Source organism: Pseudomonas sp. GD03862, from assembly GCF_029840855.1.
In the GTDB taxonomy this organism is placed as follows: Bacteria; Pseudomonadota; Gammaproteobacteria; order Pseudomonadales; family Pseudomonadaceae; genus Aquipseudomonas; species Aquipseudomonas alloputida.
Genome location: NZ_JAOCDI010000022.1, coordinates 80,881 through 91,887, shown reverse-complemented (window position 1 = coordinate 91,887; position 11,007 = coordinate 80,881). Strand labels below are relative to the sequence as shown.

Here is an 11,007-nt window from a genome sequence, read left to right as displayed (position 1 = left end):
CGGGTTTACCCGCGAATACGGTAGCGGCGGCAACGGTGAACGACTGGTGGAGATTGGCCAGCAGCCCCAGCCCGTTCGCGGCTACAGGCTAATCGACAAATCAGGCCGCGCCGTAACGCTTGCGCGCCTCGATGGCCAGCCCGCTACCAATGCTGCCAAAGATATTGCCTTCCACATGCCGTGCATTCGGCAGCATCGCCGAAACACTGTTGCGCAGCGCCGGAATGCCGCTGGAGCCACCGGTGAAGAACACCGTATCGACCTGGCCTTCGCTTACCCCAGCCTTGGCCAGCAGTTCGGTCACGCTACCGCGCACGCGCTCCAGCAGTCCTTCGATCGCCTCTTCGAACAGCGTGCGGGTCAGTTCCGCAGTCAGCTCGGGCTCGACGCGGCGCAGGTCGATGTGGCGGCTGTCATGCTCGGTCAGCTCGATCTTGCTGGCTTCCACTTCCATCGCCAGCCAGTGCCCGGCGCGCTGTTCGATCAATTTGAACAGGCGATCGATGCCGAAGCTGTCCTCGATGTCATAGCGCATGCTGCCCAGCGCCAACTGTGACTTCTGCGAATACAAGGCGTTGATGGTGTGCCAGGTGGCCAGGTTGAGGTGGTAGCTGGTCGGCATCAGCGCACCGCTCTTCATGCGGCTGCCATAGCCAAACAACGGCATCACGCCCTGAAGGCTCAGTTGCTTGTCGAAGTCGGTACCGCCAATGTGCACACCGCCGGTGGCGAGGATGTCGCTTTGGCGCTCGGCGACCAGATGGCGCTCGGGCGACAGGCGGATCAGGGTGAAGTCCGAGGTACCACCGCCGATGTCGACGATCAGCACCAGCTCTTCGCGGCTGATGCTCGACTCATAGTCGAAGGCCGCGGCAATCGGTTCGTACTGGAACGACACGTCCTTGAAGCCGATTTTGCGCGCCACTTCGGCCAAGGTGTCCTCGGCCTCCTGGTCGGCAGCCGGGTCTTCGTCGACGAAGAACACCGGGCGGCCCAGCACCACCTGGTCGAATTCTCGGCCAGCGGCCGCCTCAGCGCGCTTCTTGAGCTCGCCGATGAACATGCCCAGCAGGTCCTTGAACGGCAGGGCGCTGCCCAGCACGCTGGTGTCGTGCTTGATCAGCTTCGAGCCCAGCAGGCTTTTCAGCGAGCGCATCAGGCGGCCTTCGTAGCCTTCCAGGTACTCGTGCAGCGCCAGGCGGCCATACACCGGGCGCCGCTCTTCGATATTGAAGAACACCACCGAGGGCAAGGTGATCTTGCCGTCTTCCAGGGCAATCAGCGACTCGACGCCAGGCCGATGCCAGCCGACCGTGGAGTTGGAGGTGCCAAAGTCGATGCCCAGGGCGCGGGCCGGGGATACGTCAGACATGGGAAATGGGCTTCCGGAGGCAAAACGGCCGCGCAGTGTATGCCAGTTGGCTACAGAATCAAGACCAGTCGTCTGCCTTGAGGCAAACCCAAGTCGGTCTTGAAAGGCTATGCTTGACCCCTATCTTCAGTTGCAACATGCACATTCACATTGGTGATCCATAAATGGACTTCAAAGACTATTACAAGATACTCGGCGTAGAGCCCACTGCGGACGACAAGGCGATCAAGGCCGCGTACCGCAAACTGGCGCGCAAGTATCACCCGGATGTCAGCAAGGAGCGCGACGCCGAGGAAAAATTCAAGGAGGCCAACGAGGCCTATGAGGTGCTGGGCGACGCGCAGAAACGTGCCGAGTTCGACGAAATTCGCAAGTACGGCGGCCAGCATGGCCGGCCGTTCCAGGCACCACCGGGTTGGGAAAACCGTGGCGGTGGCGGCGGCTTCGAAGGCGGCGACTTCTCCGACTTCTTCAGCTCGATCTTCGGTGGGCGCAGTGCGGGTGGCAACCCCTTCGGTGGCGCCCGGCAGCAGCAACGCAGTGCTGGCAGGCGGGGGCAGGACGTGGAGCTTGAACTGGCAGTGTTCCTTGAAGAGACCCTGAGCAAGGAGTCCAAGCAGATCAGCTTCCAGGTGCCGCAAACCAATGCCATGGGCCAGCGCACCGGCTTCACCACCAAGACCTTGAACGTGAGGATTCCGGCTGGGGTGACCGACGGCGAGCGCATCCGCCTCAAGGGCCAGGGCGCGCCCGGCAGCGGTGGCGGGGCCAACGGTGACCTGTTCCTGACCATCCGCATGGCACCGCACCCGCTGTTCGATGTCGAAGGTCATGACCTGATCATCACTGTGCCGTTGGCACCGTGGGAGGCGGCCCTGGGCGCCAAGGTGGCGGTTCCGACCCTGGATGGCAAGATCAACCTGACCATCCGTCCTGACAGCCAGAGCGGCCAGCGCCTGCGTGTACCGGGCAAGGGCCTGGCGAACAAGCAGGGAGAGCGCGGCAACCTTTATGCGCAGCTCAAGGTGGTCATGCCACCAGCGTCGGACGAATCTGCCCGCGAACTCTGGACCAAGCTTTCCGAGAAAGCTGCGTTCAACCCGAGGACACAATGGAGTAAGTGATCATGAGCAGCACCCTGATCGTTCAACTGGACATGCGTACCCTGTGTCAGGAAGCCGATGTCACGGCTGAATGCGTGATCGAAATCGTCGAGCACGGCATTGTCGAACCTTCCGGGCGAACGCCGGAGGACTGGCTGTTTGACGATCAGGCGCCGTTGGTGACCAAACGAGCGGTGAAGCTGCACCAGGAGCTGGAACTGGAGTGGGAAGGGGTGGCGCTGGCGCTGGAGCTGTTGCAGGAAGTGCAGCAGTTGCGCAGTGAGAACAGCATGCTGAAGCAGCGTCTGGGCCGGTTTATTCAGATGTAGGTTGCCTTGCCGGCATCTGTGGGAGAGGCCTTGTGTCGCGATGGGCTGTGCAGCAGCCCGAGATCTTTGCTCCACCGCAAAATTGCCGGGGCTGCTTTGCAGCCCTTTCGCGACACAAGGCCGCTCCCACAATGGACCGCATTTCAGGTCGGTTCGGCGCCCGGGTTCAGCACCAGTTGCATGAAGGTCAGATCAAGCCAGCGGCCAAACTTAACCCCCACCTGCGGCATCTGGCCGGTCACCACGAAGCCCAGCCGCTCATGCAGGCGCACCGAAGCTGCATTGCCACGCTCGATCGCTGCCACCATCACATGCTTGCCACATCCGCGCGCGCGTTCGACCAGCGCCGCCATCAACACCGGCCCGAGCCCTTTGCCACGCTGGTCGCTGCGCACGTACACCGAGTGCTCAACGGTCAGGCGAAAGCCCTCGAAAGGCCGCCAGTCGCCAAACGAGGCATACCCCAGCACGCCGGTTTCATCGACCGCCACCAGAATCGGGTAGCCCTGCTGCGCACGCGCTTCAAACCAGGCCTGGCGGTTGTCGAGGTCCACCGGGGTTTCGTTCCAGATCGCCGTGGTGTTGAGCACCGCGTCGTTGTAGATGTCGAGTATGCCTGGCACGTCGGTGTGCAGGGCATCGCGAATTTCGTAGCTCATGACAGCGTCTCGCAAGGTCGTTGCTCGCAGATTAAATGGTTACCAGACCGCGTACACCTTCGGCTTGCATGTTTTCGCCGCGACCGCGCTGGATGATTTCGCCACGGGCCATGACCAGGTACTGGTCAGCCAGCGCTTCGGCAAAGTCGTAGAACTGCTCCACCAGCAAAATCGCCATGTCGCCACGCTCGGCCAGGCGGCGGATGACCGCGCCGATTTCCTTGATCACCGAGGGCTGGATGCCTTCGGTCGGCTCGTCGAGAATCAGCAGGCGCGGGCGGCTGGCGAGGGCGCGGCCGATGGCCAGCTGTTGCTGCTGGCCGCCAGACAGGTCGCCACCGCGGCGCTGTTTCATCTGCTCCAGCACAGGGAACAGTTCGTAGATGAAGGCTGGTACCTCGCGGGCTTCACGGGCGGGGAAGCGCGACAGGCCCATCAGCAGGTTTTCCTCGACGGTCAGGCGCGGGAAGATCTCGCGGCCCTGGGGCACATAGGCGATGCCGGCCTGCACCCGTTGCTGCGGTTTGAACGCGGTGATCGGCTTGCCTTCCCATTCGATGCTGCCGTCGCGGGCGGGCACCAGGCCCATCAGGCAGCGCAGCAAGGTGGTCTTGCCCACGCCGTTGCGGCCCAGCAGGCAGGTCACTTCGCCGATCTTGGCTTCGAAGGACAGGCCGCGCAGGATGTGGCTGCCGCCGTAGTACTGGTGCAGGGTGTCGATCTTGAGCATGTGAGAGTTCCTGAAAGGGATGCTGTGCCTGTGCCGGCCTCTTCGCGGGCAAGCCCGCTCCTACGACGGGAACCGCCCCATGGCATTACGCCCACTGTAGGAACGGGTTTACCCGCGAAGAGGCCGGCACAGGCGCCAAAAATTCAAATCCGGTCAGCGGCCCAGATACACCTCGACCACCCGCTCATCTGCCTGCACCTGCTCCAGCGAGCCTTCCGCCAGCACGCTCCCCTGGTGCAGCACGGTCACATGGTCGGCAATGCTGCCGACGAAGCCCATGTCATGTTCCACCACCATCAGCGAATGCTTGCCGGCCAGGCCCTTGAACAGCTCGGCGGTAAACTCGGTCTCGGCATCAGTCATGCCGGCCACCGGTTCATCCAGCAGCAGCAGTTGCGGTTCCTGCACCAGCAGCATGCCGATCTCCAGAAACTGCTTCTGCCCATGGGACAGCAAACCCGCCTGGCGCTGGGCCAGCGGCAGCAGGCGCAAGGTGGTCAGCACGTCCTCGATGCGCTGGCGCTGGTCACCGCTCAGGCGCGCGGCCAGGCTGGCCCACACCGACTTGTCGGTCTTCAGCGCCAGTTCCAGGTTCTCGAACACGGTCAGCGCCTCGAACACTGTGGGCTTCTGGAACTTGCGGCCAATGCCGGCTTGGGCGATCTGGTATTCGCTCATGCGGGTCAGGTCGAGGGTATCGCCGAAGTAAGCCGTGCCGCTGTCGGGGCGGGTCTTGCCGGTGATTACGTCCATCATCGTGGTCTTGCCGGCGCCGTTGGGGCCGATGATGCAGCGCAGCTCGCCCACCCCGATGTACAGGTTCAGCGTGTTGAGCGCCTTGAAGCCATCGAAGCTGACGCTGATGTCTTCAAGGCTCAGCACCGTACCGTGGCGGGTATCCAGGCCGGCCTTGCGGCTTTGGCCCAGGCCGATGGCATCGCGCCCGGCGCCGAGGTTGTCGAATACCGGTTCCAGCATGAACTCCGGGTGGACTGGGGGCACGCCTCTCATGGCTGGCTCCTTTTCTTCAACAGGCCGACCACGCCCTTGGGCAGGTACAGGGTGACGAGGATGAATAGTGCGCCGAGGAAGAACAGCCAGAACTCGGGGAAGGCCACGGTGAACCAGCTTTTCATGCCGTTGACCAGGCCGGCACCGAGCAGCGGGCCGATCAGCGTGCCGCGCCCGCCCAAGGCTACCCAGACGGCGGCTTCGATCGAGTTGGTCGGCGACATCTCGCTGGGGTTGATGATGCCCACCTGCGGCACGTACAGCGCACCGGCCAGGCCGCACAGCATGGCGCTCAGTACCCACACCAGCAGCTTGAAGCCGCGCGGGTCGTAGCCACAGAACATCATGCGGTTTTCAGCGTCACGCACGGCGGTGAGCAGGCGGCCGAACTTGCTGCGGGTCAGGCGCCAGCACAGGTACAGGCTGGCCAGCAGCAGGCCCACGGTCAGCAGGAACAACACCGCGCGGGTGCCCTGGGCTGCAATGTCGAAGCCGAGGATGGTGCGGAAGCTGGTGAAGCCGTTGTTGCCGCCGAAGCCGGTTTCGTTGCGGAAGAACAGCAGCATGCCGGCAAAGGTCAGGGCCTGGGTCATGATCGAGAAGTACACGCCCTTGATCCGCGAGCGGAAAGCGAACCAGCCGAACACCAGCGCCAGCAGCCCGGGCGCCAGCACCACCAGGCACAGGGCCCAGGCGAAATGCTGGGTACCGGCCCAGTACCAGGGCAGCTCGGTCCACGACAGGAAGGTCATGAACCCGGGCAGGCCGTCGCCGGCGGCCTGCCGCATCAGGTACATGCCCATGGCATAGCCGCCCAGGGCGAAGAACAGGCCATGGCCCAGGGACAGCAGCCCGGCATAGCCCCAGACCAGGTCCAGGGCCAGGGCGACGATGGCGTAACAAAGAATCTTGCCGACCAGGGTCAGGGTGTAGGCCGACACGTGCAGGGCATGATCTGCCGGCAGCAGTGAGCACAGTGGCAAAGCCACCAGCAGCAGGACGACGACGGCACCGATGGCAAGGGTCAGGCGTGGGCCGGCCTTTTGCGTAGCAGTGACAAGCAGTGGCTGGTTCATCAGTCGATTACCCGTCCCTTGAGGGCGAACAGGCCTTGCGGGCGTTTCTGGATGAACAGAATGATCAACGCAAGGATGAGGATCTTGCCGAGTACGGCACCGATCTGCGGCTCCAGCAGCTTGTTGGCGATGCCCAGGCCGAACGCGGCCCAGAGGCTACCGGCCAGCTGCCCGACGCCGCCGAGTACCACCACCAGGAACGAATCGATGATGTAGCTTTGGCCCAGGTCCGGGCCGACATTGCCCACCTGGCTTAAAGCCACGCCACCGAGCCCGGCGATGCCCGAGCCAAGGCCAAAGGCGAGCATGTCGACGCGCCCGGTGGACACGCCGCAGCAGGCGGCCATGTTGCGGTTCTGGGTGACTGCGCGCACGTTCAGACCCAACCGGGTACGGTTGAGCAGCAGCCAGGTGAGCAGCACCACGGCCAGGGCGAAGCCGATGATGACCAGGCGGTTGTATGGCAGCACCAGGTTGGGCAGCAGCTGGATGCCGCCGGACAGCCAGGCCGGGTTGCTCACCTCGACGTTCTGCGCGCCGAACAGCAGGCGGATGGCCTGGATCAGGATCAGGCTGATGCCCCAGGTGGCCAGCAGGGTTTCCAGTGGGCGGCCGTACAGGTGGCGGATCACCGTGCGCTCCAGCGCCATGCCTACCCCGGCACTGACGGCGAAGGCCACCGGCAGGGCAATCAGCGGGTAGAACTCGATGGCGCCTGGGGCGAAGCGCTGCAGCAGTACCTGGACCATGTAGGTGCTGTAGGCGCCGAGCATCAACATCTCGCCATGGGCCATGTTGATCACCCCAAGCAGGCCGAAGGTGATCGCAAGGCCCAGCGCTGCCAGCAGCAGGACCGAACCCAGCGACAGGCCGCTGAAGGCCTGGCCGAGCAGTTCGCCTACCAGCAGTTTGCGCTTGACCTGGGCCAGGCTCGTTTCGGCGGCTGTGCGCACGCCCGGGTCTAGTTCTGCATCGGGCTGCAGCAGGGCTTCGAGGCGGGTGCGGGCCAGCGGGTCGCCGGTTTCACCCAGCAGGCGCACGGCGGCCAGGCGTACCGCAGGCTCGCTGGCGCCCAGTTGCAGGTTGGCCAGGGCCAGGCCGAGGGCTGCCTGTACGGCGGCATCCGGCTCGGCGGCGAAGCGCCGGTCGAGGAAGGCCATTTGCGCGGGTTGTGCGCTTTTCTGTAATTGCTGGGCTGCGGCCAGGCGGGTGTCGCTGTTGTCGCTGAGCAACTGGTGGCTGGCCAGGGCGTTGTCGATCAGGCCGCGCAGGCGGTTGTTCAGGCGCACCTTGCGCGTGTCATCGGTGGCGATGCGGCCTTGGCGCAGGTTTTCCAGCAGTGGCAGGCGCGCGGCATCGGGTTGTGCTGCCCAGCCTTCGAGCAGGCCGGCCTGCTCGGCGGGCTTGGCGGTGAGAAAGAATTCGCCCTCGCTGGCGTGGGTTGCCAGGGGGATTAGCAGCAGGAGGGTGAGCAGGAGTCTGAGCATGCGGGCAATCCTGGAAATCGGTGTTGGATTCTTCGCGGGTGAACCCGCTCCTACACACAGACGGTGCAAGGTTTGAAACCTGCGCGGTCCTTGTAGGAGCGGGTTCACCCGCGAATGGGCTGCAAAGCAGCCCCATGCACTCAGTTACCTTTCACGGCGTAATCTGGCCGCTTGTCATTGCCCGGAATGAACGGGCTCCATGGCTGCGCCCGCAGTGGCTGCTCGGTTTCCCACACCACGCTGAACTGCCCGTCATCCTGAATCTCGCCGATCATCACCGGCTTGTGCAGGTGGTGGTTGGTCTTGTCCATGGTCAGGGTGAAGCCCGACGGGGCTTCGAAGCTCTGCCCGGCCAGTGCTTCACGCACCTTGTCGACGTCGGTGGACTTGGCTTTCTCCACCGCTTGCGCCCACATGTGGATGCCTACATAGGTGGCTTCCATGGGGTCGTTGGTCACGGCCTTGTCGGCACCTGGCAGGCCCTTGGCCTTGGCGTAGGCCTTCCAGTCGGCGACAAACTTCTGGTTGACCGGGTTATCCACCGATTCGAAGTAGTTCCACGCCGCCAGGTGGCCCACCAGCGGTTTGGTGTCGATGCCGCGCAGTTCCTCCTCGCCCACCGAGAAGGCCACCACCGGCACGTCGGTGGCCTTCAGGCCCTGGTTGGCCAGTTCCTTGTAGAAGGGCACGTTGGAGTCACCATTGACTGTGGAAATGACCGCGGTCTTGCCGCCGGCGGAGAACTTTTTGATGCTGGCGACAATGGTCTGGTAATCAGCGTGGCCAAACGGCGTGTACACCTCTTCGATGTCCTTGTCGGCCACGCCTTTGCTGTGCAGGAATGCGCGCAGGATCTTGTTGGTGGTGCGTGGGTAGACGTAGTCGGTGCCCAGCAGGAAGAAGCGCTTGGCGCTGCCGCCGTCCTCGCTCATCAGGTATTCCACGGCCGGGATGGCTTGCTGGTTCGGGGCGGCGCCTGTGTAGAACACGTTCGGCGACATCTCTTCGCCCTCATACTGCACCGGGTAGAACAGCAGGCCGTTGAGTTCTTCGAACACCGGCAGAACGGACTTGCGCGACACGGAGGTCCAGCAACCGAACACCACGGCCACTTTGTCCTGGGTCAGCAGTTGACGGCTCTTTTCAGCGAACAGCGGCCAGTTGGACGCCGGGTCGACCACCACCGGTTCCAGCATCTTGCCGTTCACGCCACCCTTGGCGTTGATCTGCTCGATGGTCATCAGCGCCATGTCCTTGAGCGATGTCTCGGAAATGGCCATGGTCCCGGAAAGCGAATGCAGGATACCGACCTTGATGGTCTCGGCGGCCTGGATACTCCAGCTCAGGCCCATCGCCGCGATCGATGCGCTGAGGGTAAGGGCCTTGATCAGACTGCGACGCTTCATGTGCTCTCTCCGCTGAGTTTTTTATGGTGTTGGGCAAGCGGGGAGGGCGTTGCAAGGGCTGTGCCTAGTGGCGAAAGGTACGGTTTAGAGGGGCTGTGCGAGGTGTTGGGGCGTTGGTTGGATCCAGGTTGGTGCCTGATGGATTTGTGTGCACAGGATTGGGGCCGCGGTGCGGCCCATCGCGACACAAGGCTGTTCCCACAGCGGACGGCGTACACCGTTGCCTTCGTGGGAACAGCCCCCGAGGCGATCAGCCGTTATGCACAGCCGTGCGGGGATGGCGCCTGCTGCGTACGAGCTGGTAGGTCACCGCCAGCACGACAAACCAGATCGGTGTCACTACCAGTGCTGAACGCGTATCCGCTTCCAGGCTCAGCAACACCAGGATGAACGCAAAGAACGACAGGCACACGTAGCACATGAAGCGCCCGCCCGGCATCTTGTAGTTCGACGCCTGATGCAGCCCCGCGCGGTCTTTGCGGTACTTCAGGTATGACAGCAGGATCAGCGTCCACACGAACATGAACAGTACCGCCGACACGGTGGTGACCAGGGTGAATGCCTCGACCACGTTCGGCACCAGGTAGATCAGCACCGCACCGAGCAACAGGCAGGTGCACGAGAAATACAGGCCGTTGGCCGGCACCGAACGGCTGGACAGCTTTTCGAAGGCCTTGGGCGCGTCGCCTTCCTGCGACAGGCCGTAGAGCATGCGGCTGGTGGAGAACACGCCGCTGTTGGCCGACGAAGCCGCCGAGGTCAGCACCACGAAGTTGATGATGCTTGCCGCCGCCGGCAGACCTGCCAGCACGAACAACTCAACGAACGGGCTTTTGCCGGGCACCACATCGCGCCACGGGGTCACGGCCATGATCGCGATCAGCGCCAGCACATAGAACACGATGATACGGACCGGGATCGAGTTGATCGCCCGCGGCAGGGTGCGTTCCGGGTTCTTCGCTTCGGCGGCGGTGGTACCCACCAGCTCGATGCCGACGAAGGCGAACACGGCGATCTGGAAACCGGCGAAGAAGCCCATCAGGCCATGGGGGAACATGCCGCCGTCATTCCACAGGTTGGCCAGCTGGGCGGTGCGCCCGCTGGGCGAGGTGAAGCCGGTGATGACCATGTACAGGCCGGTAGCGACCAGGCCGAGGATGGCAACGATCTTGACCAGGGCGAACCAGAACTCCAGTTCGCCGAACATTTTCACGGTGACCAGGTTCAGCGACAGCAGCAGCCCTACGCAGGTTAGCGCCGGTATCCACTGCGGCAGGTCGGGGAACCAGAACTGCGTGTAGGCGGCGATCGCGACCACGTCGGCAATGCCAGTGACCACCCAGCAGAACCAGTAGGTCCAGCCAGTAAAGTAGCCGGCCCAGGGGCCGAGCAGGTCGGCGGAAAAGTCGATGAACGACTTGTAGTTCAGGTTCGACAGCAGCAGTTCGCCCATGGCGCGCATGACGAAGAACAGCATGAAGCCGATAATCATGTAGACGAAGATGATCGATGGCCCGGCCAGGCTGATGGTCTTGCCTGAGCCCATGAACAGACCGGTACCGATCGCGCCGCCGATGGCGATCAGCTGGATGTGGCGGTTGGTCAGGTTGCGTTGCAGGTGCGGTTCATCTGTCGCTATGGGTGAGGTTTGCGTCATAGGCTGCAGTCTTCTTGTCAGAGGTAGCCGGCTAGGCTAACACGCGCGTTCCAGATCGGGGCGCGACAGATCGACTCTGCATTTTCGGCTCAGCATTTCGCCTGTGCTGGCCTCTTCGCGGGTAAACCCGCTCCTACAAAGGCAACGCGGTCCCTCGTAGGAGCGGGTTTACCCGCG

The 11,007-nt window shown here is 63.3% G+C and carries 10 protein-coding genes; 2 read left to right on the top strand and 8 right to left on the bottom strand.

The genetic code is table 11. The annotated features are described in order from the left end of the window. Nucleotides 1-100: 100 nt before the first annotated feature. Nucleotides 101-1,372, bottom strand: a complete 1,272-nt coding sequence (locus N5D53_RS15940; RefSeq protein ID WP_010955455.1) for an Hsp70 family protein — start codon at nt 1,370-1,372, stop codon at nt 101-103. 164 nt (nt 1,373-1,536) lie between these two features. Between N5D53_RS15940 and cbpA the strand changes: the two genes are divergently transcribed. Further along, a complete protein-coding gene (gene cbpA, locus N5D53_RS15935) occupies nt 1,537-2,496 on the top strand; it encodes a curved DNA-binding protein (protein WP_019437188.1) in 960 nt (319 codons plus the stop codon). 2 nt (nt 2,497-2,498) lie between these two features. Continuing rightward, on the top strand, nt 2,499-2,804 hold the full coding sequence (locus tag N5D53_RS15930; RefSeq protein ID WP_020191746.1) for a chaperone modulator CbpM: 306 nt from the start codon (nt 2,499-2,501) through the stop codon (nt 2,802-2,804). 143 nt (nt 2,805-2,947) lie between these two features. Here the strand turns inward: N5D53_RS15930 and N5D53_RS15925 are convergent, their stop codons facing one another. The 7 genes from N5D53_RS15925 to cycA all read right to left on the bottom strand — a co-directional run bounded on the left by N5D53_RS15925 (nt 2,948) and on the right by cycA (nt 10,830). Then, nucleotides 2,948-3,463: a GNAT family N-acetyltransferase gene (locus N5D53_RS15925; protein ID WP_010955452.1), complete on the bottom strand. Its 516-nt coding sequence runs from the start codon at nt 3,461-3,463 to the stop codon at nt 2,948-2,950. A gap of 31 nt (nt 3,464-3,494) precedes the next feature. After that, entirely contained in the window at nt 3,495-4,193 is a 699-nt protein-coding gene (gene urtE, locus N5D53_RS15920; RefSeq protein WP_104962633.1) for an urea ABC transporter ATP-binding subunit UrtE, read from the bottom strand. Nucleotides 4,194-4,346: 153 nt separating this feature from the next. Then, nucleotides 4,347-5,204 carry an urea ABC transporter ATP-binding protein UrtD gene (urtD, locus tag N5D53_RS15915; RefSeq protein WP_010955450.1) on the bottom strand — a complete coding sequence of 286 codons (858 nt, stop codon included), beginning with the start codon at nt 5,202-5,204 and terminating at the stop codon, nt 4,347-4,349. Beyond that, the gene (gene urtC / locus N5D53_RS15910) at nt 5,201-6,280 is read right to left on the bottom strand and encodes an urea ABC transporter permease subunit UrtC (RefSeq protein WP_190869904.1); all 1,080 of its coding nucleotides are present in this window, start codon (nt 6,278-6,280) and stop codon (nt 5,201-5,203) included. The genes urtD and urtC overlap by 4 nt, the downstream gene beginning before the upstream one ends. Then, nucleotides 6,280-7,767, bottom strand: a complete 1,488-nt coding sequence (urtB, locus tag N5D53_RS15905) for an urea ABC transporter permease subunit UrtB (protein ID WP_104962632.1) — start codon at nt 7,765-7,767, stop codon at nt 6,280-6,282. Before urtB ends, urtC begins: the two co-directional genes overlap by 1 nt. A 140-nt stretch (nt 7,768-7,907) precedes the next feature. After that, nucleotides 7,908-9,173 (bottom strand): urea ABC transporter substrate-binding protein, encoded by a 1,266-nt coding sequence (urtA, locus tag N5D53_RS15900; RefSeq protein WP_003249642.1) that lies wholly within the window; start codon nt 9,171-9,173, stop codon nt 7,908-7,910. A gap of 250 nt (nt 9,174-9,423) precedes the next feature. Then, complete coding sequence (gene cycA / locus N5D53_RS15895; RefSeq protein ID WP_104962631.1) at nt 9,424-10,830, bottom strand: D-serine/D-alanine/glycine transporter; 1,407 nt, start codon at nt 10,828-10,830, stop codon at nt 9,424-9,426. Between the last annotated feature and the right edge of the window lie 177 nt (nt 10,831-11,007).

Excerpts from the sequence above, each read along its gene's own strand:
- N5D53_RS15930 (WP_020191746.1), top strand. The coding sequence starts at position 2,499 with ATGAGCAGCACCCTGATCGTTCAACTGGACATGCGTACCCTGTGTCAG.
- N5D53_RS15940 (WP_010955455.1), bottom strand. The coding sequence starts at position 1,372 with ATGTCTGACGTATCCCCGGCCCGCGCCCTGGGCATCGACTTTGGCACC.
- urtC (WP_190869904.1), bottom strand. The coding sequence starts at position 6,280 with ATGAACCAGCCACTGCTTGTCACTGCTACGCAAAAGGCCGGCCCACGC.
- N5D53_RS15925 (WP_010955452.1), bottom strand. The coding sequence starts at position 3,463 with ATGAGCTACGAAATTCGCGATGCCCTGCACACCGACGTGCCAGGCATA.
- urtB (WP_104962632.1), bottom strand. The coding sequence starts at position 7,767 with ATGCTCAGACTCCTGCTCACCCTCCTGCTGCTAATCCCCCTGGCAACC.
- cbpA (WP_019437188.1), top strand. The coding sequence starts at position 1,537 with ATGGACTTCAAAGACTATTACAAGATACTCGGCGTAGAGCCCACTGCG.
- urtD (WP_010955450.1), bottom strand. The coding sequence starts at position 5,204 with ATGAGAGGCGTGCCCCCAGTCCACCCGGAGTTCATGCTGGAACCGGTA.
- cycA (WP_104962631.1), bottom strand. The coding sequence starts at position 10,830 with ATGACGCAAACCTCACCCATAGCGACAGATGAACCGCACCTGCAACGC.
- urtA (WP_003249642.1), bottom strand. The coding sequence starts at position 9,173 with ATGAAGCGTCGCAGTCTGATCAAGGCCCTTACCCTCAGCGCATCGATC.
- urtE (WP_104962633.1), bottom strand. The coding sequence starts at position 4,193 with ATGCTCAAGATCGACACCCTGCACCAGTACTACGGCGGCAGCCACATC.